The 26,795-nt window shown below is 65.2% G+C and carries 26 protein-coding genes; 11 read left to right on the top strand and 15 right to left on the bottom strand.

Going from position 1 to position 26,795, the window contains the following annotated elements:
• The first annotated feature begins 307 nt into the window (after positions 1-307).
• Positions 308-1,162 carry a symmetrical bis(5'-nucleosyl)-tetraphosphatase gene (locus AWB70_RS31790; protein WP_053568677.1) on the top strand — a complete coding sequence of 285 codons (855 nt, stop codon included), beginning with the start codon at positions 308-310 and terminating at the stop codon, positions 1,160-1,162.
• On the opposite strand, the gene AWB70_RS31785 is transcribed toward AWB70_RS31790, so the two are convergent.
• Genes AWB70_RS31785 through AWB70_RS31760 form a run of 6 tightly spaced genes read right to left on the bottom strand, consistent with a single transcriptional unit; the run spans position 1,131 to position 5,799 of the window.
• Entirely contained in the window at positions 1,131-1,931 is an 801-nt protein-coding gene (locus tag AWB70_RS31785; protein ID WP_053568678.1) for a lysophospholipid acyltransferase family protein, read from the bottom strand. The two genes, AWB70_RS31790 and AWB70_RS31785, sit on opposite strands and share 32 nt — an antisense overlap.
• A 2-nt stretch (positions 1,932-1,933) precedes the next feature.
• The gene (locus AWB70_RS31780; RefSeq protein ID WP_053568679.1) at positions 1,934-3,211 is read right to left on the bottom strand and encodes a dihydroorotase; all 1,278 of its coding nucleotides are present in this window, start codon (positions 3,209-3,211) and stop codon (positions 1,934-1,936) included.
• A gap of 2 nt (positions 3,212-3,213) precedes the next feature.
• Positions 3,214-4,239, bottom strand: a complete 1,026-nt coding sequence (locus tag AWB70_RS31775; protein WP_053568680.1) for an aspartate carbamoyltransferase catalytic subunit — start codon at positions 4,237-4,239, stop codon at positions 3,214-3,216.
• Between the two features lie 36 nt (positions 4,240-4,275).
• Complete coding sequence (gene pyrR, locus AWB70_RS31770) at positions 4,276-4,791, bottom strand: bifunctional pyr operon transcriptional regulator/uracil phosphoribosyltransferase PyrR (RefSeq protein ID WP_053568681.1); 516 nt, start codon at positions 4,789-4,791, stop codon at positions 4,276-4,278.
• The gene (gene ruvX, locus AWB70_RS31765; RefSeq protein WP_053568682.1) at positions 4,778-5,224 is read right to left on the bottom strand and encodes a Holliday junction resolvase RuvX; all 447 of its coding nucleotides are present in this window, start codon (positions 5,222-5,224) and stop codon (positions 4,778-4,780) included. Before ruvX ends, pyrR begins: the two co-directional genes overlap by 14 nt.
• Positions 5,221-5,799 carry a YqgE/AlgH family protein gene (locus AWB70_RS31760; protein WP_014192146.1) on the bottom strand — a complete coding sequence of 193 codons (579 nt, stop codon included), beginning with the start codon at positions 5,797-5,799 and terminating at the stop codon, positions 5,221-5,223. The genes ruvX and AWB70_RS31760 overlap by 4 nt, the downstream gene beginning before the upstream one ends.
• A 30-nt stretch (positions 5,800-5,829) precedes the next feature.
• Here AWB70_RS31760 and AWB70_RS31755 point away from each other — a divergent pair, with 30 nt between their 5' ends.
• A complete protein-coding gene (locus AWB70_RS31755) occupies positions 5,830-7,326 on the top strand; it encodes a cryptochrome/photolyase family protein (protein ID WP_053568683.1) in 1,497 nt (498 codons plus the stop codon).
• Here the strand turns inward: AWB70_RS31755 and AWB70_RS31750 are convergent.
• A complete protein-coding gene (locus tag AWB70_RS31750) occupies positions 7,323-8,717 on the bottom strand; it encodes a hypothetical protein (protein ID WP_053568684.1) in 1,395 nt (464 codons plus the stop codon). The two genes, AWB70_RS31755 and AWB70_RS31750, sit on opposite strands and share 4 nt — an antisense overlap.
• Before the next feature lie 333 nt (positions 8,718-9,050).
• The gene (locus tag AWB70_RS31745; protein ID WP_025527884.1) at positions 9,051-9,221 is read right to left on the bottom strand and encodes a rubredoxin; all 171 of its coding nucleotides are present in this window, start codon (positions 9,219-9,221) and stop codon (positions 9,051-9,053) included.
• Between the two features lie 309 nt (positions 9,222-9,530).
• On the opposite strand from AWB70_RS31745, the gene thiD reads away from it, so the two are divergent.
• From thiD to AWB70_RS31730, 3 genes are read left to right on the top strand one after another with little or no spacing between them, the layout of a single operon-like run.
• On the top strand, positions 9,531-10,406 hold the full coding sequence (gene thiD, locus AWB70_RS31740) for a bifunctional hydroxymethylpyrimidine kinase/phosphomethylpyrimidine kinase (RefSeq protein ID WP_053568741.1): 876 nt from the start codon (positions 9,531-9,533) through the stop codon (positions 10,404-10,406).
• 56 nt (positions 10,407-10,462) lie between these two features.
• Positions 10,463-11,242 (top strand): DUF72 domain-containing protein, encoded by a 780-nt coding sequence (locus AWB70_RS31735; protein WP_053568685.1) that lies wholly within the window; start codon positions 10,463-10,465, stop codon positions 11,240-11,242.
• 19 nt (positions 11,243-11,261) lie between these two features.
• Positions 11,262-11,675: a hypothetical protein gene (locus tag AWB70_RS31730; protein ID WP_014192152.1), complete on the top strand. Its 414-nt coding sequence runs from the start codon at positions 11,262-11,264 to the stop codon at positions 11,673-11,675.
• Between the two features lie 110 nt (positions 11,676-11,785).
• Here AWB70_RS31730 and groL read toward each other — a convergent pair whose 3' ends face one another.
• Positions 11,786-13,426: a chaperonin GroEL gene (groL, locus tag AWB70_RS31725; protein WP_014192153.1), complete on the bottom strand. Its 1,641-nt coding sequence runs from the start codon at positions 13,424-13,426 to the stop codon at positions 11,786-11,788.
• A gap of 92 nt (positions 13,427-13,518) precedes the next feature.
• The gene (locus tag AWB70_RS31720) at positions 13,519-13,809 is read right to left on the bottom strand and encodes a co-chaperone GroES (RefSeq protein ID WP_006999126.1); all 291 of its coding nucleotides are present in this window, start codon (positions 13,807-13,809) and stop codon (positions 13,519-13,521) included.
• A gap of 369 nt (positions 13,810-14,178) precedes the next feature.
• Between AWB70_RS31720 and AWB70_RS31715 the strand changes: the two genes are divergently transcribed.
• The gene (locus AWB70_RS31715) at positions 14,179-14,520 is read left to right on the top strand and encodes a DUF4148 domain-containing protein (RefSeq protein ID WP_041730595.1); all 342 of its coding nucleotides are present in this window, start codon (positions 14,179-14,181) and stop codon (positions 14,518-14,520) included.
• A gap of 167 nt (positions 14,521-14,687) precedes the next feature.
• The gene (locus AWB70_RS31710; RefSeq protein WP_014192155.1) at positions 14,688-15,455 is read left to right on the top strand and encodes a DUF2242 domain-containing protein; all 768 of its coding nucleotides are present in this window, start codon (positions 14,688-14,690) and stop codon (positions 15,453-15,455) included.
• 22 nt (positions 15,456-15,477) lie between these two features.
• Here the strand turns inward: AWB70_RS31710 and AWB70_RS31705 are convergent, their stop codons facing one another.
• A complete protein-coding gene (locus tag AWB70_RS31705) occupies positions 15,478-17,547 on the bottom strand; it encodes a 3-hydroxybutyrate oligomer hydrolase family protein (RefSeq protein WP_374730267.1) in 2,070 nt (689 codons plus the stop codon).
• 337 nt (positions 17,548-17,884) lie between these two features.
• A complete protein-coding gene (locus AWB70_RS31700) occupies positions 17,885-18,256 on the bottom strand; it encodes a BON domain-containing protein (RefSeq protein WP_045450973.1) in 372 nt (123 codons plus the stop codon).
• A 591-nt stretch (positions 18,257-18,847) separates the two neighbouring features.
• On the opposite strand from AWB70_RS31700, the gene AWB70_RS31695 reads away from it, so the two are divergent.
• The 4 genes from AWB70_RS31695 (at position 18,848) to AWB70_RS31680 (ending at position 23,255) form a co-directional block, all read left to right on the top strand.
• Complete coding sequence (locus tag AWB70_RS31695) at positions 18,848-20,341, top strand: TAXI family TRAP transporter solute-binding subunit (protein ID WP_053568687.1); 1,494 nt, start codon at positions 18,848-18,850, stop codon at positions 20,339-20,341.
• Positions 20,342-20,485: 144 nt separating this feature from the next.
• Positions 20,486-21,145: a 2-hydroxychromene-2-carboxylate isomerase gene (locus tag AWB70_RS31690; RefSeq protein ID WP_014192159.1), complete on the top strand. Its 660-nt coding sequence runs from the start codon at positions 20,486-20,488 to the stop codon at positions 21,143-21,145.
• 136 nt (positions 21,146-21,281) lie between these two features.
• Positions 21,282-22,265, top strand: coding sequence for a LysR family transcriptional regulator (locus AWB70_RS31685; protein WP_053568688.1), 984 nt, complete (start codon positions 21,282-21,284; stop codon positions 22,263-22,265).
• A gap of 69 nt (positions 22,266-22,334) precedes the next feature.
• Entirely contained in the window at positions 22,335-23,255 is a 921-nt protein-coding gene (locus tag AWB70_RS31680) for an AraC family transcriptional regulator (RefSeq protein WP_053568689.1), read from the top strand.
• 25 nt (positions 23,256-23,280) lie between these two features.
• Here the strand turns inward: AWB70_RS31680 and AWB70_RS31675 are convergent, their stop codons facing one another.
• The 3 genes from AWB70_RS31675 to xdhB all read right to left on the bottom strand — a co-directional run bounded on the left by AWB70_RS31675 (position 23,281) and on the right by xdhB (position 26,781).
• Positions 23,281-23,760: an Ivy family c-type lysozyme inhibitor gene (locus AWB70_RS31675; RefSeq protein WP_053568690.1), complete on the bottom strand. Its 480-nt coding sequence runs from the start codon at positions 23,758-23,760 to the stop codon at positions 23,281-23,283.
• 145 nt (positions 23,761-23,905) lie between these two features.
• Positions 23,906-24,421 (bottom strand): xanthine dehydrogenase accessory protein XdhC, encoded by a 516-nt coding sequence (xdhC, locus tag AWB70_RS31670; RefSeq protein WP_014192163.1) that lies wholly within the window; start codon positions 24,419-24,421, stop codon positions 23,906-23,908.
• Positions 24,418-26,781 carry a xanthine dehydrogenase molybdopterin binding subunit gene (xdhB, locus tag AWB70_RS31665; RefSeq protein WP_053568691.1) on the bottom strand — a complete coding sequence of 788 codons (2,364 nt, stop codon included), beginning with the start codon at positions 26,779-26,781 and terminating at the stop codon, positions 24,418-24,420. Before xdhB ends, xdhC begins: the two co-directional genes overlap by 4 nt.
• Positions 26,782-26,795 lie beyond the last annotated feature (14 nt).

Raw genomic sequence — 26,795 nt, 5'->3', positions numbered from 1 at the left:
TTGTCGACGTTCAAAACCGGTTCATCCGAACCTTCGAGCCAATCCAGAACAAAATTGGCGCCGATAAAACCGGCACCGCCCGTCACGAGAATCATAAAAAGCCCCTCTTCGCTGCTTAAAGCCAGATCGGAAAACTGAACGTTTCCCGACTGTGTGAAATGGTCAACAGCGAATTATAAGGCCGGGCAATGCGGAGCCCGGACGCTTGACAACCTGACACAGACGACGATATTCACCATCTGTTTCATAATGCCCGCATATTTCGGCTTCGCGCCAACTTGACGGCCAACTCAACACGCTATTTTTGATGACCGACGCCCTCACCTCCAGTCTCGACCTCTCCGCAGCCCCGCTCGTCTTCGGCGATCTCCAGGGCTGCTGCGATCCTTTCGAGCGTCTCCTTAAGAAAGCCGCACCGGATCCGACAACGCCGCTCTGGTTCGCCGGCGATCTCATCAACCGCGGGCCGAAGTCGCTGCAAACCCTGCGCGAAGTGATCGCGCTCGGCTCACGCGCAACCGTCGTGCTCGGCAACCACGATCTGAATCTGCTTTCAGTCGCCGCCGGTCTGCGCAAGCCAAAAAAAGGCGACACGCTCGATGACATCCTCGCCGCGCCCGACGCCGCCGATCTCATTGAATGGGTGCGGCACAAACCGGTCGCGCATTTCGAGAACGGCATTCTGATGGTCCATGCGGGCGTGGTGCCGCAATGGGACGCAACGATGACGATGGAGCTCGCGCACGAGCTCGAACAGGCATTGCGCGCGCCGAACTGGAAGGAAACGCTCGCGTCGCTGTACGGCAACGAGCCACATCGATGGGAAGACACGCTGATCGGCATCGATCGCCTGCGCGTGATCTACAACGCGCTCACGCGCATCCGCTTCTGCACGCGTGAAGGCGCGATGGAATTCGCCAACAACGGCGGCCCCGATGCCGCGCCGCCCGGCTATATGCCGTGGTTCGACGTGCCGGAGCGCCGCACGCGCGACGTGACGATCGTGTTCGGCCACTGGGCCGCGCTCGGCCTGATGATTCGCGACGACGTGCTGTGTCTCGACTCGGGCTGCGTGTGGGGCAACAAGCTATCGGCGTTGCGCATGACCGCCGATCCCGCGCAACGCGTGCTCACGCAGGTGAGCTGCTCGATGAAGAAGTGAGCGGCGCCTCGGCCGTCGTTTCGACGACCGCGGGCGCGCCGCGCATGCGCTGCAACGCCCCGTCCACCGCCGCCTGCGCCTCGCTCGCGAGCAGCCGCCGATCCGCGCCCGGCGCGAGCGGATCGCATACGTACAGATGCGCGGTGAGCGGCGTGGCGCGCAGGAGCGCGCTGAGCGAATCGTTGAGCGTCATGTCGCCGATATACGCGGGCGCGGTCGACTGCCTGCCCTGCGCATCCTCGTACATCAGACAAATGGGCTGCACCGGGCACGAGGCGGACACCGCCGCCTGAAACATGTTCGCGTGAAACGGCAGCAGCGACCGGCCATCGGTGGTCGTGCCTTCGGGGAACACGCACATCAGCTCACCGGCGTCGAGGCGCGCCGCGAGCTCGTGCATGATGCGCTTCGCATCGCTGCGCTTTTCGCGCTGCACGAACACCGTATCCAGTTGATGCGCGAGCCAGCCGACGACCGGCCACTTGCGAATCTCCGCCTTCGACACGAACGGCGTCGGACGCCACGCGTTGATGACGTAAATATCGATCCACGAAATGTGATTGCCGACGACGAGCGCGCCCGCATCGAGCCGCGCTTCATCGTTATGGACGACGAGCTTCATGCCCGCGAGGCGCAGCATCTCGATCGACCACGCGCGGTTCAGCCGCATGCGCTCCGCCGCCGACGCGCGCGGAAACCGCGTCGCGACGAGCCACATGCCGCGCAGCAAATGGACGAGCAGCCGCAGCTTGCGCCATGCGAGCCACATGATCAGCGGCTCTCGTAAGCGACGTGTCCGCCGACGATCGTCGCCCGCACGCGCGCCGGCAACTCGTAGCCGAGGAACGGCGTATTGCGGCCCTGGCTCTTGAGCTTCTGCGGATCGACGCGCCAGTCGCTCGCGGCATCGAACACGCAGAGATCGGCGAGCGCGCCCGTCGTGATGCGGCCCGCGGGCAGCTTGAGCACGTCGGCGGGCGCGGACGTGATGTGCGCCAGCGCCTTCACGAGCGGCACGTTCGCTTCACGCGCCCACTTCACCGTCAGCGAAAGCAGCAGTTCGAGGCCGGTTGCGCCCGGCGTCGCTTCGGCGAAGGGCAGGAGCTTTTCGTCGTCGTCGAGCGGCGTGTGATCCGAACAGATCGCGTCGATGGTGCCATCGGCGAGACCGGCGCGGATCGCGTCGCGGTCGCGTTGCTGACGCAGCGGCGGATCGAGACGGAACTGCGAATCGAAATAGCCGATGTCGATGTCCGTCAAATGCACATGGTTGACGGTCACGTCGCAGGTCACGGCGAGCCCCTCGGCCTTCGCCGCGCGCACGAGCTCGACGCCCGCCGCCGACGACAGATGCGACAGATGCACGCGCGCGCCCGTCACCCGCATCAGTTCGAAGATGGTATGCAGCGCGATGGTTTCCGCCGCGACCGGCACGCCCGACAGCCCGAGCCGCGACGCCACCGCGCCGCTCGCCGCCACGCCGCCCTTCGACATGTACGCGTCCTGCGGGCGCAGCCACACGGTATAGCCGTAAGTCGTCGCGTATTGCAGCGCGCGCTGCAGCGTGCGCGTATCGACGATCGGGTTATCGGCCTGCGAGAAGCCGACGCAGCCCGCCTCGGTCAGCTCGACCATCTCGGTGATGGCCTCGCCTTTGAGGCCCATCGTGAGCGCGCCCAGCGGATACACATGCGCCAGATGCAGCTTCTGCGCGCGGAACTTGAGCATTTCGACGAGACCGGGCTCGTCGAGCGTCGGATCGGTGTCGGGCGGGCACACGAGGCTCGTCACACCGCCTGCCATCGCCGCGGCCATTTCGGATTCGAGCGTCGCCTTGTGCTCGAAACCCGGCTCGCGCAGCCGCGCCGACAGATCGACGAAACCCGGCGCGATATGCAGCCCGCTCGCGTCGATTACCTTGGCCGCGTGGAAATCCGCCGGCGCCTCGCCGATCCCGACGATACGTCCCGCTGCGATGAACACGTCCTTGCGTGCTTCGGTGCCCGCGGCCGGGTCGATGAGCGTGCCGTTTTGAATTTGAATCTTCATGTTTAGTCGCTATTCCCCGCCACGATGCCCATCACCGCCATACGCACGGCGATGCCGAAAGTCACCTGATTCAAAATGACCGACTGCGGGCCGTCGGCCACTTGCGAGTCGATTTCGACGCCGCGGTTCATCGGTCCGGGGTGCATCACGATGGCGTCGGGCGCGGCGAGCGCGAGGCGCTCGGGCGTGAGACCCCAGCTCTTGAAATACTCCTGCGCGGACGGCAGCAGCGCACCGCTCATGCGCTCGTTCTGCAGGCGCAGCATGATGATCACGTCGACGCCCTTCAGGCCTTCGTCGAGGTTGTGATAGACGTGCACGCCCATCTGATCGAGATTGCCCGGCAAGAGCGTGCGCGGACCGATCGCGCGCACTTCGGGCACGCCGAGCGTGGTGAGCGCGTGAATGTCCGAGCGCGCCACCCGCGAATGCAGGATGTCGCCGACGATCGCCACGCGCAGCTTCGTGAAATCGCGCTTGTAATGGCGGATCGTGTACATGTCGAGAAGGCCCTGCGTCGGATGCGCATGACGGCCATCGCCCGCGTTGATCACGTGCACGTGCGGTGCGCAATGCTCGGCGATCAGATACGGCGCGCCGCTCGACGCGTGACGCACGACGAACATGTCGGCGTGCATCGCGGAGAGATTGTTGATCGTGTCGAGCAGCGATTCGCCCTTGCTCGTCGAGGACGCGTTGATGTTCAGGTTCAGCACGTCCGCCGAGAGGCGCTTCGCCGCGATCTCGAATGTGGTGCGCGTGCGTGTCGAGTTCTCGAAGAAGAGGTTGAACACCGACTTGCCGCGCAAAAGCGGCACCTTTTTCACTTCGCGGTCGGTCACGCTCACGAACTGCTCGGCGGTGTCGAGAATGAGCGTGACGATCGAGCGCGGCAATCCTTCGATGGTGAGCAAATGCTTCAGCTCGCCGTTCTTCGTGAGCTGCGGATTGCCTTTGAGAAAGCCGTACCGGAACTTGTCAGAGGCAGGCGCGCCCGATTCGGCTGCGCCCTGAATAGCAGTGTTCATGATGATCCCGGTGTTTCTGGAAACGCGAAGCGCGCGTCAGTTTGCGCGCGGCTCGGTCGTGAAAGTGAACGTGTTGTCGTCGCGGCGCGCGAGCACGAGATTCGCGCTCGCTGGCACATCGACCGTGCCGCCGGTGAAGCGCGCGAAGATCGGCATTTCGCGCCCGCCGCGATCGGCGAGCACCGCGAGATCGATCGACGCCGGACGGCCATAGTCGTACAGCTCGTTGATCGCCGCGCGCACGGTGCGGCCCGTGGACAGCACGTCGTCGATCAGGACGATGCGCCGGCCGTTCACATCGAAAGGCAGGTCGGTCGGGCGCGCCTGGCTGTGCAAGCCCTTTTTCGCGTAGTCGTCGCGATGCAGCGCGACGTTCACCACGCCGAAGCTCGGCGCGTTCAGGTCTTTTGCGAGCCGTTCGGCAAGCCACACGCCGCCGCTGTAGATGCCGGCGAGCACAGGGCCATCCGGCGCGGCAAGCGATTCACCGAACGCGGCGCGAATCTGGTCGACGAGCGCGCGGTAGAGCGCCTCGGCGTCAATGGAACTCATGATCGTCGGCAAGTCCGTCGAGATATTGTTGAAGGATGACGCGGGCGGCCTCGGCATCGATCTCGTCGAAGCGGCCGCGCGCGTTCGCGCGCACGCCGCGCTCGCGCAGATCGGCCTTGGCGTCGACGGACGAATAGCGCTCGTCCACCCATTGCACCGGCACGTTGAAACGGCCGTTCACCTGATTGCCGAAGCGCTTGGCGAGCGCGCTCATTTCGTGCGGCGTGCCATCGGGATGCATCGGCATGCCGACCACCACGGCGTCGGGCTTCCATTCGTCGAGCAGCTTGCCCACTTCGACGAAGCGATGTTCGCGGTTGAGATTGTGCAACGTGACGAGCGCACGTGCGTTTTTCGTGAGCGTGTTGCCGACGGCGACACCGATGCGTTTCTCGCCGTAATCGAATGCCAGCAGCGTGGCTTCCCGGCTCATGCGTGCCCTGCTTCGCCGGACAACATCGAGCGCGACACGCCGAGCAGCGAGAGCGCGGCTTCGAGACGGTCTTCGGCGGGCACATCGAAAATGATGCGCGGGTCGGCTTCCACGGTGAGCCAGCCGTTCTTCGAGATTTCCTCTTCGAGCTGGCCCGCGCCCCAGCCGGCGTGGCCGAGCGTGAGCAGGAAGCGTTCGGGGCCCTTGCCGCTCGCGACCGCTTCGAGCACGTCCTTCGACGTGGTCATGGCGAGGCCGCCGGGCACGCTCATCGACGAGCTATACGGTTCGCCCTCGCCCGCTTCGTGCAGCACGAAGCCGCGCTCGGTCTGAACGGGGCCGCCGAAATACACGGGCAAATGAACGAGCGGCTCGATCTCGAGCTTCAGATCGATGCGGTTGAAAAGCGACTGGAGATCGATGTCGGTCGGCCTGTTGATGACGAGGCCGAGCGCGCCTTTCTCGGTGTGATCGCAAAGATAGACCACCGTTCCCGAAAACGTCGGATCGACCATGGAAGGCATGGCGATCAGGAACTGATTCGTCAAATTGATGCGATCGGAAGTCTTGGACATAATTCAGAATTTTAACAAAGGCGCTACGAGATGGCGGACTTCGATGTGGGTCTGGTCTGGTTTCGGCGGGATCTGCGCGCAGCAGACAATGCTGCACTCTATCATGCGCTTACACGGTGCCGCCGCGTGCTGTGCGCCTTCGTTTTCGATCGCGAGATTCTCGCGCCGCTCGACAAAAACGATCGCCGCGTGCCGTTCTTTCATGCAAGCGCCGTCGAGCTGGACCGCACGCTGCGCGAGGCGGGCGGCGGGCTGATTGCGCTGCATGGGCATCCGCTTCACGACATTCCTGCGCTTGCGCGCGACTGCGGCGTGAACGCCGTTTTCGCCAACCGCGATTACGAGCCGGCCGCCAAGGAGCGCGACGAAGCGGTTGGGCAAAAGCTCGCGAGCCAGGACATCGCGTTCTTCACCTTCAAGGATCAGGCCGTCTTCGATCATGACGATGTGATGACAGGCACCGGCAAGCCCTACACCGTCTTCACGCCGTACAAGCGCAAATGGCTCCAGACGCTGACGCCGGACGCCCTCAAGCCCTATGCGTCGGAAGATCGTCTGAACGCGCTGGCGAGGCCGCCCGCGACCGCAAGGCATGCGATTCCGTCGCTGCCCGCGCTCGGCTTTTCGGACGCCCACGCGCCCGCGTTTCCCGCCGGCACGAGCGGTGCATTCGAGCTCTTCGACGACTTCCGCGAACGCATGTCCGACTACGGCCGCACGCGGGACTTTCCCGCGCTGAAAGGCCCGAGCTTTCTAGGCGTGCATCTGCGGCACGGCACGGTATCGATCCGCGCGCTCGCCCGCAGCGCGCACGACGCGCAACGCCACGGCGACAAGGGCGCCGAAACATGGCTCGGCGAGCTGATCTGGCGGGAGTTCTATTTCTCCGTGCTGCATCATTTTCCGCACGTCGGCCTGCCCGGCGATCATCGCGCGTTCCGGCCGGAATACGATCGCATCGGCTGGGAGACCGGCGACGCCGCCGATGCGAACTTCGCGGCGTGGTGCGCCGGGCAGACGGGTTATCCGATCGTCGATGCGGCGATGCGGCAAATCAATGCGTCAGGCTATATGCATAATCGCCTGCGCATGGTCGTCGCGAGTTTTCTGACGAAGGATCTCGGCATCGACTGGCGGCGCGGCGAAGCGTATTTCGAAGCGCTTCTGAACGACTTCGAGCTTTCGAACAACAACGGCGGATGGCAATGGGCCGCATCGAGCGGTTGCGACGCGCAACCGTACTTCCGCATTTTCAATCCGGTCACGCAGTCGAAGAAGTTCGACGTCGCGGGCAAGTTCATCCGCCATTACGTGCCGGAGATCGCCGGTTTGTCGGATCGCGACATCCACGCGCCGTGGCTCGCGAAACCCGATGCGATCAAAGCCGCGAAGATCGCACTCGGCGCGGATTATCCGCAGCCGCTCGTCGATCACGGCGCAGCAAGAAACCGCACGCTCGCACGCTACGACGTTGTGCGCGGGCCTGGCGCGAAACAAATCGCACCCGACGAACGGGATGACGATTAACGCGTGATGAGCGCGGGCCGCTCGATCATCGATGTCAGCGCGACGATCGATCCGCGGCCTTCGGACGGCGCGATGCCCGCGGCGGCCTGATGCAGCATCGAGCGCAGCATTTGCGCGGCGCGTTCGGGCACGGTGGCGTCGAGGCCGCGCGTTGCGCCTTCGGCGCCATCCGCATGCGTTTCGCCATGATGCGCGACGCGCCGCCATGCGAGGCCGAGGGTGTCCGCGAGCAGCGCGACGTGCCCAAGCCCGAGCGCGCAGGCCGCCGCGCCCAGCCGGTGCGAAGCGTCCGCCGCGGAAAGCGCCGCCGCTTCGTCCACCGTGCCGGTTTCGCTCGCCTGCGTGCCGCGCTCGACGAGCGCGTCGATCGAGGTTTCCGCGCTCTGCAGGAAGTCCTCGTAGGCGGCGGCGTTGACGCGCAGCACGCCGAGATCGCGCGTCGGGGCGTCGCGGGCGGCTTCCTCGCTCGCCCGCGCCGCGCCCTCTTCCCAGGCCGCTTCCGATGCCTGCGTCGCCGCTACGTGCCACGCCACCGTCAGGCCGTAGTCGCGCAGCACATCGACGTGTTCGGCGTCTTCGGGCGCCGCGCCGTATAGCGCGAAATCGCGCCACAGGAGCGCGAGCGTTGCGCGCACGAGCGAGCGCGGCGCGTACGAAAGCGCATGCGCCTGATCGGCCAGCACGAGGTTGAAGCGCGCGTACAGGCGCTTTGCATCGGCAATATGGTCGAGTTCCGCGCCGTTGCGCTCGGCGCGCTCGCGCAGCGCCCGCACCGTGGAAGACGCGAGCCGCCAGAAATCGTAGGGGTCGGAGCCTCGCAGTTCGTCGAGACAGGCATCGAGGCGCGCAAACGAGTCCGCGGAGGCTTCGGCCGGTCCGCGCAGCAGCTTGAGCAGCGTCTCCTCGTAATGCGCCCGCACGTGCGCGAGCCGCGCCGGCGCGAAGCCGCGCAGCGTCGCCGGGGCGATCGCACGGCCGGCGAGCGCGAGATCGTCGTACGAAACCGGGGCGACGCGCGTGTGCGCCGCGAGCAGCGCATGCAGCCCGCGATAGTGATCGAAAAGCGCCGTCGAACAGGCCAACTCGCGCAGATTGTGGCGCTCGACCGCCGCGCGGAACACCGCGAGCGCCTCGGCAATGCGCGCGCGGCTTCCCTCCGATTCCTCGCCGAGCGGCGCGACGAGCGCGAGCGCCTCGGCGAAGCGCTGCGCGGGCAGCCAGCCCGCCGAATGCAACGCGGCGATGGCGCGTTTCAGCGCGGCGCCGGTCTCGCCCTGACGCTGGAACGCATGCAGCGCGTCGGTGAGCGCCATTTCGGCGAGTCGCACCGATCCGCCGCGCGGATTGGGCAGGGCTTCGAATGCAACGGGCAGATCGGGACGAGAAGTCATAACAAGCGCTCACAAGCCGGTTCACCGGCGCGGCGGTGGATCGCCGTCGCACGCGGTTTGGATTGCACGATCGATAAACGGCGACGTGCGGCGGGCGATCCGCGCGCCGCTCACCGCGCCTGCTTCAAGCGTATGCGCTAACGGGCCGGTGCGGGAATCGAATGCGCTCCGCCGACGCTTTCGCGCCCTCTTTCGCCGCAACGAACTCGCGTTACGCTGCAAAACCAGAAAACCGCGCGAGCCGCACGCGCCTCGCGCCGCCGCAGCGGAACGCGGCCCGCAAAAAACGCGCGCCGCATGACGCGAGTCATGCGGCGCGGCAGAACGACAAGATCAGATCTGAACCATCTCGAAATCTTCCTTGCGGGCTCCGCATTCGGGACAGGTCCAGTTGATTGGAACGTCCTCCCAGCGCGTGCCCGGCGCGATGCCCTCTTCGGGCAATCCCGCCTCCTCGTCGTAGATCCAGCCGCAGATCAGGCACATCCAGCTTCTGTATTCCATACTTATGCCGCGTCGATTGGTCGGTTGAAATTAGGACATGATGGTACCGTGTTGCCGTGTCGATGCCTAGCAAGCTGCCCGCCCGCAATCGCGCGCGGCGTGACATCGGTCGAAACGGCCGTCATGCGGGGTGCCGTGCCAAGGCTAGCGCGCCGGAAAAAAGTGCGCAAAGAAAACAGCCGGGCGGCATTAGGACGCATAATCAGACATGACCGGGCGGGCATCCGCTCACGCGCTTAGGGCGCGGACGGGTCCGCTTTACGCCGATCGTCCAATCAAGCATCCAATACCATAATGTCCGCTTTTGCCATGACCGGCGATTCCCCACCGATCGTACTCACCTTCGGCCTCTCGGACCCCACGGGCGGCTCGGGCCTGCAAGCCGACCTGCTGACGCTCGCCAGCATGGGCTGCCACGGCGCGACCGTGCTCACCGGCTACGCGGTGCGCGACTCCGCGACCTGCGACGAAGTGACGGGCCTCGACCCGGATACCGTCGCGACCCAGGCGCGCATGTTGCTGGAGGACATGCCGATCGCCGCCTTCAAGATCGGCGCGGCGACGCGCGCGGAACTCGTGTCCGCCATCGCCGAAGTCGTTTCCGACTACGACGACGTGCCGCTGATCCTCGCGCCCGATTTCACGCTCGACGACGAACACGTGCTGTCCGCCGACGAGCTGCGCGAATCGCTCGCCGATCTGCTCGTGCCGCAAACCACCATGCTGATTGCCGATCACGCCACGTTACTGCAACTCGCGCAGCCGGACAGCGACGCCGAATCGCCCACGCTGGATTCCGCGATTTCGCACATTCTCGCGCAGGGCTGCGAGTACGTGCTCGCGATGGAAACCGGCACGCACCGGCACGTCAACACGCTCTATAGCGAGGAAGGCCAGGTGCGGCAGGACACGTGGGAGCGCAGCGTGCAACGCATCATGGGCCTGACCGATACGCTCGGCTCGGCGGTCGCCGCGCTGCTCGCCAATGGCCAGGAGCCGGCCGAGGCCGCGCGCGAGGCGCAGGAATACGTCTTCCAGGCAGCACGCGCCGCGTTCCGCCCCGGCATGGGCGCGTACCTGCCGGACCGCTTCTTCTGGGCGCGTTCGAACGACGCGGATGAAGACAGCGACGCGTCCTCGCTGCCCGACGATCCGCCGGGACTGCCCGGAGAAGCGCGCCACTGATTTCGCGTCAAAGATTTCCGTGTCGACGAATTCAATAAGGGAGGCCACGCGAGCGCATGCCATATCGACTGCCCCATCTGCACAAGCCCGGCCCGCAAGGCGCGATTCGCATTGGCTGCGCGGGCTGGGGCCTGTCGAGCGCCGTCTCGGCCAGTTTTCCGCACGAAGGCACGCATCTCGAACGCTACTCGCACGTGCTCACGTGCGTCGAGATCAACACCAGCTTCTACAAGCCGCATCGCGAACAGACCTACGCGCACTGGGCGGAGAGCGTGCCCGATTCGTTCCGCTTTTCCGTCAAGCTGCCGAAGGCGATCACGCACGATGCGCGGCTCGCGAACTCCGAAGCCCTGCTCGACGAATTTCTTCACGCGGCCGGGCAACTCGGCGACAAGCTCGGCTGCTGGCTCGTGCAACTCCCGCCGAGCCTGCCCTTCGATCATGAAATCGCCGAGACGTTTTTCAAGGCGCTGCGCGAGCGCACGAAGCTGCCGGTCGCGTGCGAAGCGCGCGAACAAAGCTGGTTCACCACGCACGCGGCGGCGCTCTTGAAGGCGCATCACATCGCCTACGTGGACGCCGACCCGATTCCCGACGATTGCGAGATCAAGCATCGCGCGGACACGTCGCTCGTGTACGTGCGGTTGCACGGCTCGCCCGAGCTCTACAAGTCTTCCTATAACTACACCTACCTCGACGATCTCGCCCACACGCTGCACGCGCGCGCGAAGAAGACGGCCGAGGTCTGGTGCGTCTTCGACAACACGGCGGAAGGCAACGCGCAGCCCAACGCGCTGCATCTGATGGAGCGCTTGCGGATTCACCACAAGGTCTGACTCTCTGGAGGATTGCCCGATGCGAAAGCCGGCAGAACGTCTTGCACGCCTGATCGGAGCCACGCTGCTCGCCTCACTGCTTGGTTTCAGCGCGCCGGGTCAAGCGCAGAACGCCACGCCCGCGGGCGACGGCACCTTCCTGCTGACGATCTTCCTCAAGCACGACGAATCGAAGACGCTGCCGCAGATCAATCAGCAGTTGAAGGAACAGGGCTACTTCAAGACGTTCCCGCCGCCGGGCATCGAAGTGGTGTCGTGGTACGTGATGATGGGCATCGGGCAAGTCGTGACGCTGCGCGTGCCCGCCGACCGCTTGCGCGAAGTGAACCGGGCGATCGAAACAACCGCGTGGGGCGGCTATCGCACGGAGTTTTATCCGACGTACGACTACAAGGCCGCGGCGCAGAAGTTGCGCGATGAGATGAACAAATGAACTGGGCGAAATGAACTAGGCGAAAAAAAACCCGCATCGCTGCGGGTTTTCTTTCGGCATGACGCGAGCCTCTTTCGAGACCCGCGCCGATGTAATCGGCTTCCGCCTGCTTACATGTCCATGCCCATGCCGCCCATGCCGCCGGGCATGCCGCCAGGCATCGGAGCGTCTTCCTTCGGCAGTTCGGCAACGGCTGCGTCGGTCGTCAGCAGCAGGCCTGCCACCGATGCCGCGTTTTGCAGCGCGGTACGCGTCACCTTCGTCGGATCGACGACGCCGGCTTCAACCAGGTCGCCGTACTCGCCGGTCGCCGCGTTGTAGCCGTAGTTGCCCGAACCCTGAGCAACCGCCGCAACGACCACCGAAGCTTCTTCGCCGCCGTTCGTGACGATCTGGCGCAGCGGCTCTTCCATTGCGCGCAGCACGATCTTGATGCCAGCGTCCTGGTCCGCATTCGCGCCCTTCACGCCTTCGATCGCCTTGCGAGCGCGGATCAGCGCAACGCCGCCGCCAGCCACGATGCCTTCTTCCACCGCTGCGCGCGTTGCGTGCAGTGCGTCTTCGACACGTGCCTTCTTTTCCTTCATTTCGACTTCGGTCGCAGCGCCGACCTTGATCACCGCAACGCCGCCGGCCAGCTTGGCCACGCGCTCTTGCAGCTTTTCACGGTCGTAATCCGACGTTGCTTCTTCGATCTGCGTACGCACTTGCTTCACGCGCGCTTCGATGTTCACGGCTTCGCCAGCGCCGTCGATGATCGTCGTGTTTTCCTTGCCCACTTCGATGCGCTTCGCCTGGCCCAGTTCAGCCAGCGTTGCCTTTTCGAGCGTGAGGCCGGTTTCTTCCGCAACCACTTGACCGCCGGTCAGGATCGCGATGTCTTCCAGCATGGCCTTGCGACGGTCGCCGAAGCCCGGAGCCTTCACGGCAACGGTCTTCAGGATGCCGCGGATGTTGTTGACGACCAGCGTAGCCAGTGCTTCGCCTTCGACGTCTTCAGCGATGATCAGCAGCGGACGGCCAGCCTTTGCGACTTGTTCCAGCACCGGCAGCAGATCGCGGATGTTCGAAACCTTCTTGTCGTGCAGCAGCACGAACGGGTTTTCGAGGACGGCGACTTGCTTGTCCGGGTTGTTGATGAAGTACGGCGACAGGTAGCCGCGGTCGAACTGCATGCCTTCCACGACGTCGAGTTCGTCTTGCAGCGACTTGCCGTCTTCGACGGTGATGACGCCTTCCTTGCCGACCTTGTCCATCGCTTCAGCGATGCGATCGCCGATCGACGTGTCGCTGTTCGCCGAGATCGCGCCGACTTGTGCGATTTCCTTGTTGGTCGTGCAGGGCTTGCTGATCTTGCGCAGTTCTTCGATTGCGGCTGCAACAGCCTTGTCGATGCCGCGCTTCAGGTCCATCGGGTTCATGCCCGATGCGACGTACTTCATGCCTTCGCGGACGATCGATTGCGCGAGCACGGTAGCGGTCGTGGTGCCGTCGCCCGCGTTGTCGCTGGTCTTGGAAGCGACTTCCTTGACCATTTGCGCGCCCATGTTCTGGAGCTTGTCCTTCAGTTCGATTTCCTTCGCGACCGAAACACCGTCCTTCGTGACCGTCGGGCCGCCGAAAGAGCGCTCGAGCACGACGTTGCGGCCCTTCGGACCCAGCGTGACCTTGACCGCGTTGGCCAGGATGTTCACGCCTTCGACCATCTTGGCGCGTGCGGAATCGCCAAAAGTGACTTCTTTAGCTGCCATATCCAAACTCCTTGAGTCTATTCAGTGTGCAGGCTTCGCTGCGGCGCTTGAGAAAGCGAGATCGCGCGAAGCCGAACGTGCAGGAAGGATCTTTACTTGACCAGAACGGCCATGATGTCTTCTTCGCGCATGACGAGCAGTTCCTGCCCGTCGACCTTGACGGTCTGACCGGCGTACTTGCCGAACAGCACGCGGTCGCCGACCTTCACGTCGAGGGCGATTTGCGCGCCCTTGTCATCGCGCTTGCCCGGGCCGATGGCCAGGACTTCGCCTTGATCCGGCTTCTCAGCCGCAGCTTCCGGAATCACGATGCCCGATGCGGTCTTGGTTTCCTGGTCCAGACGCTTGACGATAACGCGATCGTGCAAAGGACGAAGGTTCATACACACTCCTCTCTTGATTGAGACTGAAAACGCGGGAAAACCCGTCCTAGGAGAACATTCTCTTCGGACGGCAATCTTGTTAGCACTCTCGTGCAGTGAGTGCCAATTATATGGACCGAGTTTGACAATTTCAAGGAGGGAGCGAGCGGGGAATCCCGTAGGACAAGGCATCGCGCGCATCGACTTCGATAAAAACAATGAAGACGGCACACCCGATAGACGTGATTAATGCTGATTTGCGAAGGCTGATTTGTTCAGATCAGGGTTTTTACCTAGGACGCTGCGGCCTAGACTGATTCTCAACGACGAAGCAGTGGAGAGACACCTCACCACCCGCAACGTTCCCTAAATCAGCATTCGGAGGTCATCATGTTCAAGTCACTCGTTCCCGCGCTCGCCATCGCTGCCGTGCTCGCCGTGCCCAGTTTCGCCCAGGCGCGCGAAGACGGTCCCGTCACCCGCGCGCAAGTGCGCGCCGAGCTGGTTCAGCTCGAACGCGCCGGCTATAACCCGACTGGCGACCAGACTAACTACCCCGCCGACATCCAGGCCGCCGAGGCGCGCGTCAATGCGCAGCAAGGCGTCGCTGCATCGTCTTTCGGCGGTGCGGAAGAAGGCGCGTCGGCGTCGGGGCATGCGAGCCGACTGAGCTTTATCGATCGCATCGTGCGTCCGTCGGCGGCGAACCCGGTCGACTTCAGCCGTCCGTAATCCATACGATCGCACTCGAAGCGATGAATCGACGAAGTTAGCGCCTTTCATCACGCTGTAAGCGATAGATTCGACGATGTTTTTAGACTGCGCTTTTTCATCGGCCAGTCCGGCGGGTCTACAATTTGTGTCCGTCGTTGACACAAATTCTGGATCCGCCGCCTCTCATGCCCATGCCGTCCCCGCGTCTCGCCCTCGCCTCTCTCGGACTCGTCGCTCTCGCCGCGTGCGGAGGCCGCGGAGCGGTCACGCCGAGCTATCAGCAGGAACTGTTCACCACGGGCGCGAGCCCGTTCGCGCACAACTTCGACGCCACCGTCAACGAAACCTGCGAGGCCGCGCGCCGCGCACTGCTCTCGCAAGGCTTTCTCACGACGATGGGTCAGCCCGACAGCGTCGACGCCACCAAGAATTTCCAGCCGAACGCCGATACGCACGTCGCCGTCTCGTTCCACGTCGTGTGCACGCCCGGCGAGAACGCGACGAACCAGAGCATCGCCTACGTGAACGCCGTGCAGGACGGCTACGCGCTCAAGAAGAGCGATACCTCGGCGAGCGTCGGCCTCTCGGTGCTCGGTTCGCTTTCGCTGCCGATCCGTTCGAACAGCGATGCGATGGTCAAGATTTCGAGCGAGACCGTGCCCGCGGGCAAGTTCTACGACCGCTTCTTCAACCTGATGAGCCATTACCTCAACACGGTGCCGCGCAGTTCGCCCATCGCGTCCGATGAAGTGAAGAGCAAGCCGCTCGCGCCCTCGCTCATCGTCAGTTCGCCCGAACTCACGCCGACGCCGATCGTCGTGCAGACGCCCGAAGCCGCCACGGCCATCCAGGCATCGGATGCCGCGGCCGAAACGAAGCGCCAGGCGCAGGCGGCCGCGTCGGAGGCAGTGGCCGCATCGGCGCCGAACGCGGCGTCCGCACCGGCGCATTGAGCGCCGGTCCGGGACGCCGCGTTCAATTCGGCACGTTCACCGTTCCGCCGCCCACCGTGATCGCGTTCGCGCCCGGATCGCTCGCGATCGGCGGCAGGTTCGACGCCGCGAGCGCGGGCGCCGAACCGGGCGTGCCGCCGCGCGCCACTGCGCGCACCACTTGCGAAGGCGGCAGCGCGGCATTGTTCTTCAGGTGATTCCACATCAGGTTGAGCGCCTGAATATCGTAGTAATGCACCGGAATGAAGCGCGTGTCGAAGCCCGCCACGGACAGGAAAGCGTCGAAATGCTGGCCGTTCGCGATCTCGTAGAGCGAAAGCTGGCTCTTGTTGCCCTCCGCCACGCGATTCGCGCCGAGGTACGGACGCGACGCATGATTGATCGGCACGAGCGCGTCCGCGCGGCCCTGCACGATGATCGCGGGCTTGCCGCGCAGGTTCGCATTCACGCGGATGGCGTTCACGCTGTCGACGATCGTCGCATTGCCGTTCGCCCACAGGCCGCGCAGACACGCCGCGCCGAGATAGCTGGCATCGGGCGTGGCAAAGCGATGATCCGCCGCGCCCGCCGTGCCGGCGTTGTAGACGAGGTTGATGCCGTTGGTCGGCGGAATGCCGTTACCGTTGCCGAAGATCGTCGGCATCGGCGAGACGACCGGCGCCACGCCCGCCGCCCCCGTGACCGCGTTGGTCGTGCCGAAGCTGAAGTTGCACAGGTTGTCGAGCACGCTTGCCTTCATGTACGCATCGACGTAAGTGACGGCCACGGCCGGCACCGCCTGCGAGTCCCACATCGGCGCCTGGAGCGCATCTGAATCGGTCTGATAACCCGCCTGATGAAGCTGGTTCAGCGCGTCGGTGGCCTGCGCGACCGTATTGCCGCCCGAGACAAGCCCGTTCGCGGCGAGCGTCGCGCAGCGCGCCGTGCGGATCGCGTTGGTCGTCGCGACCGGAAGCGTCGTCAGATACGGCGCGCCGGCCGCCGCGGGCGCGAGCGCCGCGCACGGTTGCAGCAGATTGGCGAGCGTCGTGTAGTCCGCGAGCGGCCGCCCGAACGAGCCGACCGGCACGCCGCCCTGCCGCACCGACACCTGCGGTGGCAGATTCAGATTGATCTGCGGCTCGCCGACGACGACCGCCGTGATCCAGCCATCGGTGTCCTGCTCCGCGGCCGCCAGCGCCGCGCCGCCGCCATTGCTCACCGACGACGCGATCGTCGTGATGTCGCCCTTGTTGTAGCGCACCTGATGCGTCGAGCCGCTCACCGGCCCGAACATGTCGTTGAGCGCCCAGTACGCGAACTGAATCGCCTGCAAGGTGTTCTTGCCCCAGCTCGCTTCGGGATTCTGTTGCGAATGCGCGTGTTTGTACGCGTAGCGGTTCGGGAACGCCGAATTGAACGACGAAAGCGACGACGCGCTCACGTTCGCCTTGAAGATGGCCTTGGTCCCGGCGAGCGTGGTGCTGGCGAGCGTGCCGTCGATCATCGTGACGAGACTGGTCGCCAGCTCGTGCGCACCATTGCCGCCGCCCTTGTCGTTGTAGGCGACCGCGCAGCCGCGCTTGAGCCCCCACTCGCCCGCCGCGGAGATCGCGCCGTAGACGCCGCGCGATCCCGACGACGTCGCCGTGACGATGCAAGGCTGATCCGGATTGAAGCTCGCCGGAATCTGCACGAGCAGGCTGACGTTCTGCGTGCCGCTGCCGTCGTCCGCGTAGGCGATGTATTCCTTGCCCGCGATCTTGCCCTCGCCGAGCGTGTCGTTGCCGTTCAGATCGACGTTCGGCCCCCAGAAGCGGCCATAGCCGCCATTCGCCGACATGTCGACGAGCGCGCGATAGTTCGAGTAGATGGCGAGCCGCCGCAGTTCGGCCGCCGTGGGCGCCGCGTTGTTCGCGATCCCCGGCGCGGTCGCCGAAGCCAGGCCCGTCTTGCCCAGACCGGCCGTCAGCAGATCGTCGGAGACGCCGTCGTAAGTCTGTGTGTTGACCGAGCCCGCGACGAAATTCGGCAACGTGTTGGTCGGCGTGCCGCCGCCGTTGTTGTCGTCGCTGCCGCCGTGGCAGGCGGCGAGCGCTAACGCGGCGAGCATCGCGAACGCGCTGATCGACGCCCGGCGCGGCACAGTCTGCAACCTCTGGAAACGCGCGCATCTTTTCATTGTCTGCCTCCGCCTTTCGTTCCGTTCGAGTGGTGCAACCTCATGGGTGCAACGAGCCTGCGAGCATGCGGCCGTCGTTGAAAGTATCGCGTCTAATGAATGACGAGTCGCTGCTGAGTTTCCCTGTCCGCCACGCGCGCCGCCTTGAGCGCGCGCCACGCTGCAAACGACAACGGGCTCCGGCGGGAATGCCGGAGCCCGTTCCTGGACCCGCAAGAGAAGCGGAGAAAGCGGCATCACGCGATGCCGCCCGCCGCCTGCGACCCGGTTATTGCCCGCCGCCTTGCACGCCGAGCGTGATCTTGTTGGACACGGACTTCACGCCCGCCACGCCCTTCGCGATTTCTTCCGCCTGGGCGATCTGGCCGCCTTCCGGCACCGTGCCGGTCAGCGTGACCGCGCCGCTGCGCGCACGCACGTACACCTTCGACACGTCGAAGCCCTGCGCCTTCGACAGCGCGCGGCGCACCGCGTAGCCGAGCTTGCGGTCTTCCTTCTTGACCGTCGATTTCTGGGCCTTGGTCGCCGCCGCCGACTCGGTGCTCGTGGCCGCCGCGTCGCTCGACTGGGCATAGGCGCTCGAAGCCACCGCCACGCACACCACCACGCCCAGCGCCTTCAACAGATCGACTGCTTTCATGATTTCTCCTTTTGTTTCGCTTGTTGACTTCGCACAGATGCAACTCCGCTCGTTTTGCACTTCCAATCCGGGCCGCATTCCCAGCGGCAGGGCTTACGACTGGGTGACTCACCGGGGCCGCGCGCGCCCGTTGCCCGAAGGCGCACGGGCATAGCGGCGGCAAGCCGGCGAATGCGGCTCACGGTGCTGCGAGAGATGGCGAAACGAAACAAACTGCGGCCGTTTGGTCGGGCGGCAAAACCCGTCGGCTCGAATATGTCCTGCCGCATGGCGCATGCTTGGCGCGCCCTTCGCCGGTTCGCGGCGGGTAGCTCGCATGCCCACATAGCGGGCTGCGGCGCGAGAAAGGCCATGTCGTGCGGCGGCGAACGTCAATTTAGCCCAGCGCGGCCATTAGCGCAAAGCATTTAGCGACGCGGCCCTCCGCGCAGCCGCGCCCGCGCAACAGCGCCCGCCGGCCGGGCGCGGGGCTACACACGTCTGTCACACTCGGTGGCGCATGCGGCGGCATCGCCGGGCCGGTTTCCGCGGACGGGGACGCATCGCGATCAGGTAAGCTCAGGGGCACAAAGTTTCGCGATCACCGAGAAGATGACCCACCCTTCAGCACACGATCCGGGCGACGATCCGGACGTCCCGTCGAGACGCAGGCCGCAACCGAAGATCGTCGCGCGCTTCGTCGCCATCTCCTGGCGCGATCTGGCGCTCACCTTCGGCCCGATCCTGCTCGTCTGCGCCGCCGCGCTCTGGCTCGCCGTGCGGCTGATCCAGCCCGCGCCGCCGAGCACGCTGACCATCGCGGCCGGGCCGAAAGGCAGCTCGTTCTGGAACAGCGCGCAGAAATACAAGGCGATCCTCGCGCGCAACCGCGTCACGCTCGACGTGCTGGAAACGCAAGGCTCGCTCGACAACCTGACGCGCCTCGACGACCCGAAATCGAACGTCGATGTCGGATTCGTGCAAGGCGGCCTGACCAAACCCGGCACGACCAACGATCAGCACGGCAATCTGGAATCGCTCGGCAGCGTGTCCTACGTGCCGCTCGCGGTGTTCTACCGGGGCGCGGCGGTGGTCAGCCGCCTGTCGGAACTGAAGGGCAAGCGGCTCGCGATCGGCGCGGAAGGCAGCGGCACGCGCGTTCTGGCGCTCACGCTTCTGAAGGCGAACGGCATCGAGCCGGGCGGCGACACCGAGCTGCTGCCGCTCGCCGGGGACGAAGCCGCGAAGGCGCTGGAGGCCGGCCAGGTCGATGCCGTCTTCCTGACGGGCGACTCTGCCCAGCCGCCGACGATGGCCAAACTCCTGCGCACGACGGGCATCCGCTTCATGGATTTCTCTCAGGCCGATGCCTACGCACGCCGCTTTCCGTATCTCACCGAAATCGAGCTGCCGATGGGCGCGTTCGATTTCGCCCGCAATCTGCCCCCGCGCCCGGTCCACATGATCGCGCCGACCGCCGAGCTGGTCGCGCGCGACAGCCTGCACCCGGCGCTCTCCGACCTGCTGATCGAGGCCGCGCGCGAAGTGCACGGCCGCGCCAATCTGCTGCAGCGCGCGAACGAGTTTCCCGCGCCGCTCGTGCACGAATTCCGCATCAGCGACGACGCCGAGCGCTATTACAAGTCGGGCAAGAGTTTCATCTACCGCACGCTGCCGTTCTGGGTGGCGAGTCTTGCGGATCGCGTGCTCGTCGTGCTGGTGCCGCTGATCGTGGTGCTGATTCCGGGCCTGCGGCTCGTGCCGGGGCTGTACCGGTGGCGCGTGAAATCGCGCATCTACCGGTGGTATGGCGCGCTCATTGCGATCGAGCGGGAAGCGATCAGCGGCCCGGACACCGCGCAGCGCGACGCCCTGCTCGACCGCATCGACGCGATCGAAACGGCCGTGAATCGCATGAAGATGCCGCTCGCGTTCGCGGATCAGTTTTATGTGTTGCGCGAGCACATCGGCTTCGTGCGCACGCGTCTTGCGCACGCACCGGCGGCACAAGGCGCAGAGGACGCCGGGACGCACGCGCGCAACGTGGCGCAAACGAACGCGCCCGCTGTCGTTTCGCGGGCAGACACGGAACAAGGCAGCACGTAATATCTAAAGGAGCACACGGAAGAAGAGATGCGATGCCCGCGCGCGCCGCATCCGGCATGCAGGACACGACCGGAAAACGAACAATAGTTGAGGCTTCAGCCGCCGCCCGCGCCTGAAAGCCACGGAAACTCAGGGAGAAGTGACATGAGTGCCCCGCATTCGATCAGTGGTGGTCAGCCGTACTTTTTCTTCGACTTCATTTCGCCGTTTTCGTACTTGCTGCTGGAGCAGCACGAGAAATGGCCGGACATGCCGTTCGAACTCGTGCCCGTCCAGTTGATGAAGCTGCTCGACCGATGGGGCCAGCCGCACGCCGCGACCATTCCGTCCAAGCGTGTCTTCACCTACCGGCACGCGCTCTTTCGCGCGGAGCAACTGGGCATTCCCTTCAGGATGCCGCCCGCGCATCCGTTCGATCCGAGCAAGGCGCTGCGGCTCGCCGTGCTGGCGGACGGCGAGATCGCCCGCGTGCGCGAGATCTTCCGCTACATCTGGCGCGAGGGACGCGACCCGGCGACGCCCGAAGGTTTTCGCGCGCTGTGCCAGCACGTCGGCATGCCGGAAGCGGAAACGCGCATCGAGGACGAGGACGTCAAGGCGAAACTGCGCGCCAATAACGACCGCGCCGTGGCGATGGGCGTGTTCGGCGTACCGACTTTCCTCGTCAACGATCAGATTTTCTGGGGCGAGGACACGCTGCCGATGGTGCTCTACGTCGCGCGCTCGCCGAACTGGCTGGAGGGCGCGGAAGTGAAGCGCATCAGCGCGCTGCCGACCGCGCCGCGCGACGCCGATTTCGCCTGACTGCCGCGGTCGAGGGCGGCGCGCCTATGCCGTGCATAGCGCGCTCGCTATGGCGTCAAAAAAAGATAAGCGTTTAACTTCGGGTGAGGGGTCGCGAGTTCGCGCCCGCGCATCCTGATCAACCGCTTCGCAGGCCATGAACGACCCCGCCGACTCACTCGACATCTGGCTGATCCGCGTCTTGCGCACGCTTTTGCTGGAGCGCAGCGTGACGCAGACCGCGCAGCGTCTGAACCAGACACAGCCGGCGATCAGCACGGCGTTGCGCCGCTTGCGCGAGATCCTTAACGATCCGATTCTCGTGCGCGGCAAGCAGGGCATGGTGCCGACCGAGTACGGCGAATCGCTGCTCGCGCCCGCGCAGCGCGCCTTGCGCGAAGTCGAATTCGTCGCGACGCCGCATGGCGATTTCGATCCGGCCAGTTCGCGCCGCACGTTCCGCGTCGCCGCGCCCGATTACCTCAACGATTTCTTCATGCCGACGCTCGTCGCCGCCTTTCGCGACGCCGCGCCGCACGCGCGTCTCGAGATCGAGTCGCTCAATCCGATGCGCGATCACGAGCGCATGCTCGACGAAGGTGAAATCGACCTGATGGTCGCTAACTGGACGAAGCCCGAGCCGCGTTTTGCGCGCGAGGATCTGTTCACCGATGTTTTCGTCTGCCTGATGCGCGCAAATCATCCGCTCGCACGCGAGCCGCTGACGGCCGAACGCTACGCGCTCGCCGCGCATCTCGCGCCGACGCCGTACAGCGGCGGCAGGCGTCATCCGATCGATATCGGGCTTGCGCGCGCGGGCATCGAGCGGCGCATCGTGACGACGATTCCGTACTTCGGCCTGGTGCCGCAAGTGCTGCTGCAGTCCGATCTGATCTTCACCGCGCCGCGCCGCTTCGCCCAGCACTATGCGGCGCTGCTGCCGCTCGCGGTGCTCGACTCGCCGGTGCCGTTTCCGCGCATCAAGTGCTATCAATTGACGCTGCCGCAGCCGGATCAGCCGACCGATGTGGCCTGGCTGCGCACGCTGATGTCGAGCGTGTCGGATACGCTCACGCGCAAGAAAACCGTGCCCGCCCCTTCCGGCGACATCGCGGCGGAACTGGGCGAAGTCGCCAAGTAGCGCGTGCACGCGGCGCAGGGACGGGACTTTCGGTACTATCCGGAACGACCTCCTCGGCTGCCCGCTCACATGGACGCTCTCGACAAACTGATCCAGCTTGCGAACCTTTCCGGCGCGCTCGATTTGCGCTGCCTGCTGAGCGGCCCGCTGGAATTGGATCACGCGCCCGCGCCTGCCGGCGAAGCGGTGTATCACGTCGTGCTGGATGGCGAATGCACGGTGTTGCGACGTGGCCAGACGCCGCTCGAACTGAAGGCGGGCGATATCTTCTTCCTGCCGCGCGGCGATGCGCACGTGCTGAGCATCCGGGCATGCGAATCCGGCCCGGCCGCAGGCGCGATGCAGGCGCGCGATAACGGCGCGGTCACGGTGCGAAGCAATTGCGGCGAAGTCGCGCCGGGCGTCGATCTGTTGTGCGGGCGCTTTCTCTACGCGCCGCGCGCGCTATTGATCGACGTGTTGCCGGACGTCGTGTACGTGTCGTTCTCGAACGCCTCCGCGCCGTATCTCGCGCCGCTCGTGCAGACGATGCGCCGCGAGGCCGAGGATTCGCAGCTGGGCGCGCCGTCGATCGTGACGGCCTTGTCCACCGCGCTCTTCACGATGGTGCTGCGCGCGTGGCTCGCCGGCCAGCCGTCGCTTGCGGGCGTGCTCGGCTTGCTGGCGAACCGGCGGCTGGGCGCATCGATCATCGCGATGCTGGAGCGGCCCGCCGAGCCGTGGACCCTCGAAATGCTGGCGAAAGAAGCAGCGATGTCGCGCGCCACGTTCATGCGCGCGTTCTCCGCGCATTCGGACAGCTCGCCGCTGGCGTTGCTGAGCCACGTGCGCATGCAGCTCGCGAGCACGATGCTCACGCACACGAAGAAAAGCATCGCCGATGTCGCGGCGGAGGTCGGGTATCAGTCCGAGGCGGCGTTCAGCAAGCGGTTCAAGGAACTGTATGGCATCGCGCCGGGGAAGTTCCGGACGGAGAACGGCTTGATGTGAAGCGTGTCGTGAAGCGCGAGCGCGCTTACAGGGCGTTCTCCTTCGCCCATGCGGCGAGCGGCGTGCGCTCGATCGGCATGTCGGGCGGCGAGAAGCTGCGCGTGACGGTCTTGCCCGTCGCTTCATTGACGGTTGCGCGGTACATCACGCTGCCCTCTCCCGTCGATGCGCTGATCGCAAAGGCGGCGAGATCGCTGCTGCACGCGTGCTGCTTGCAGCCCGACGCGAAGTAATAGCCGTCCTTCAACTGAACGCCCGCGATATCCGATGCCCCGAACCGCTCGACGATCCGCTTCCACTCATTGGGACGAAGCTCGTTGAACGCCTTGCGGAACCGCTGGTCGCCGACGACCTCCGAGGGCAGCTTGCCGACCATCCACTCGAAGTCCCGCACGGTCGCCGGCGCGGCCGTGCCAGCCGGCGCATAAAGAACCGATGCCACCGCGCTCAGCAGGATCGCGGTCGAAACGATTGCGCTGACGCGCTTGCCAAATCCAGTACTCACTGCTCACCCCATCGTGTTCTCGATTGCGCCGGACACATCCACGGGAGATCGCGCCCGGCGCAACGATGATAGGGGTTCGCATCCACGGCCCGCTGCCGCTGTGACCAAATTTGGCGAAGCGGAGCGTGCGACCGTGCGAGCGTGCTTAACGCACGGCGGAAAGCGCACGCAAACGCTGCCCCGACGGCACGCCCAGCCGAGCCGCCATTTCTCTCACGCGCAGCAACTGCGCCGCGACCGCCAGTGCGATCGATCCCGGCGCTTTATCGACGATGCCTTCCACGCCGATCGGACACGTGATCTCCGGCAAGCGGTCGGCGGCCACGCCCCGCTCCACCAGCCGCCGCTCGAACTTCACGCGCTTGGTCGCCGAGCCGATCAGCCCGAAGTACGCGAAATCGTCACGCCGCATGATGCGTTGCGTCAGCGAGAAATCGAGCGAATGATCGTGCGTCATCACGATGAAATACGCGCCGGCGGGCGCTTCGTCGACGATCGCATCGGGCAGATCGGTGGCTTCGATCTGCACGTTCGCCGGAACTTCATCGGGGAAGAGTTCGTCGCGCGCATCGACCCACTGCACGACGCACGGCAGCGTGCCCAGCACCTTCACGAGCGCATGGCCGACGTGGCCCGCGCCGAACAGGACGACGTGCATCATGACCGTGCGCTCCGCACCGCGTTCACGGCCCTCAGGATTTCCTCCGCGGTGGCGGGCGCGTTCAGCGGCGGGTTGATCTTGTGATCGCCGACCGCGGAAACCGCGTCGCGGATCGCGAAGAACACCGAGAACGGCAACAGGAGCGGCGGCTCGCCGACCGCCTTCGAGCGATGGATGCTGTCCTCCACGTTGCGGTTCTTGAAGAGGTTCACGCGGAAATCGGCGGGCATGTCGTTGGTCGTCGGAATCTTGTAGGTGGACGGCGCGTGCGTCATCAGCTTGCCCTTGTCGTTCCACCACAGTTCTTCGGTCGTGAGCCAGCCCATGCCCTGCACGAACGCACCTTCGACCTGGCCTTTGTCGAGCGCCGGGTTCAGCGATGCGCCCACGTCGTGCAGTGCGTCCGCGCGCAGCACGCGCATTTCGCCGGTGAGCGTGTCGATGACGACTTCGGACACCGCCGCGCCGTACGAGTAGTAGTAGAACGGGCGGCCCTGCATCGTCGCCTGGTCCCAGTAGAGCTTGGGCGTCGCGTAGAAGCCGTCGGACCACAACTGCACGCGCGCGAGATACGCCTTCTGCACCACTTCGCCGAACGGAATCGCATCGCCGCCGACGATCACGTGGTCGTTCGCGAAACGCACCTCGGACGCCGCGACCGTGCCGCCGCCGAACTTCTCCGCCGCGAACTTCGCGAGCCGCTCGCGCAACTGGCGCGCGGCATCCTGCGCGGCCTTGCCGTTCAGATCGGTGCCGGTCGAGGCCGCCGTCGCGGATGTGTTCGCGACCTTGCTCGTATCGGTCGCCGTGACGCGCACGCGCTCGAACTTCACGCCGAGCTCGTGCGCGACGACCTGCGCGACCTTCGTGTTCAGGCCCTGGCCCATTTCGGTGCCGCCGTGGTTCACGAGCATCGAGCCATCGGTATAGATGTGAACCAGCGCGCCCGCCTGGTTGAAGTGCGTGACGTTGAACGCGATGCCGAACTTCACCGGCGTCAGCGCGAGCCCTTTCTTCAGGATCTCGTTGTTCGCGTTGAATTCGTCGATGGCGGCGCGGCGGCGGCGATAGTCGCTCGTCGTTTCGAGCTCGCCGAGCAACGCGTGCAGCACGTTGTCTTCGACCGTCTGACCATACGGCGTCTGGTTGTTCTCGCCCTTGCCGTAGAGATTCGCGAAGCGCACGTCGAGCGAGTCGCGGCCGACCGAACGCGCGACGTTATCCATGATGTATTCGATCGCGAACGCGCCCTGCGGCCCGCCGAAGCCGCGAAACGCGGTGTTCGACTGCGTGTTGGTCTTGCCGCAATAGCCTTCGATCTTCACGTCCGAAAGCCAGTACGCGTTGTCGAAGTGACAGACGGCGCGCGTCATCACCGGGCCCGACAAATCGGCGGAAAAGCCGCAGCGCGATGTCATGTCCACGGCGACGCCATCGATCCGGCCGTCGTCGTCGTAGCCGACTTCGAAGTCGTACACGAAGTCGTGGCGCTTGCCGGTGATCATCATGTCGTCGTCGCGGTCCGGACGCAGCTTCACCGGGCACAGGAGCTTCCACGCGGCGAGCGATGCGCAGCACGCGAAAATGCCCGATTGCGATTCCTTGCCGCCGAAGCCGCCGCCCATGCGGCGGCATTCGACGAGCACGTTATGCGAATGCACGTTGAGCACGTGCGCGACGAGATGCTGCATCTCAGTCGGGTGCTGCGTCGAGCAGTAGACGTGCATGCCGTCGTCGTCCTTCGGCACGGCGTAGGCGATCTGCCCTTCGAGGTAGAACTGCTCCTGACCGCCGAGCTTCATCGCGCCGCGTTCGTGATGCGCGGCCTTCGCCATGCGGCCTGGCGCATCGCCGCGCGAGAGCTTCAGCGGATTGAGCACATACGATTCCGCTTTGCGCGCGTCTTCTGCCGTGAGGATCGGCACGAGGTCTTCGAATTCGATGGTCGCGCGGCGTGCGGCGAGGCGCGCCGTGTCGTGCGAGGTCGCGACGACGATGAACATCGGCTGGCCGATGTACTGCACGATGCCCTGAGCCAGCACCGGATCGTCGTGGATGATCGGACCGCAATCGTTCACGCCGGGAATGTCGTCGGCGGTGAAGACGGCGACCACGCCCGGCGTCGCGCGCACGGCGTCGAAGTTCATCGACAGAATTTTCGCGTGCGCTTTCGGGCTCGTGCCGAGCGCGGCGTGCAGCGTGCCCGCGACGAGCGGAATGTCATCGGTATAGCTGGCGCGTCCGCTCACGTGCAGATGCGCCGATTCGTGCGGACGCGAAACATGCACCTGCTTGAAATCGTCGATGTCGTTCGCGAGCGTCTGGGCTTCGGCGAGAAAGGCTTCTGCTTGCTGATTCATGTTCGTATCCTCTT

Source organism: Caballeronia cordobensis (assembly GCF_001544575.2).
GTDB classification, from domain to species: Bacteria; Pseudomonadota; Gammaproteobacteria; order Burkholderiales; family Burkholderiaceae; genus Caballeronia; species Caballeronia cordobensis.
The sequence above is the reverse complement of the archived record's forward strand: the minus strand, read 5'-3'. Positions and strand labels throughout refer to the sequence as shown.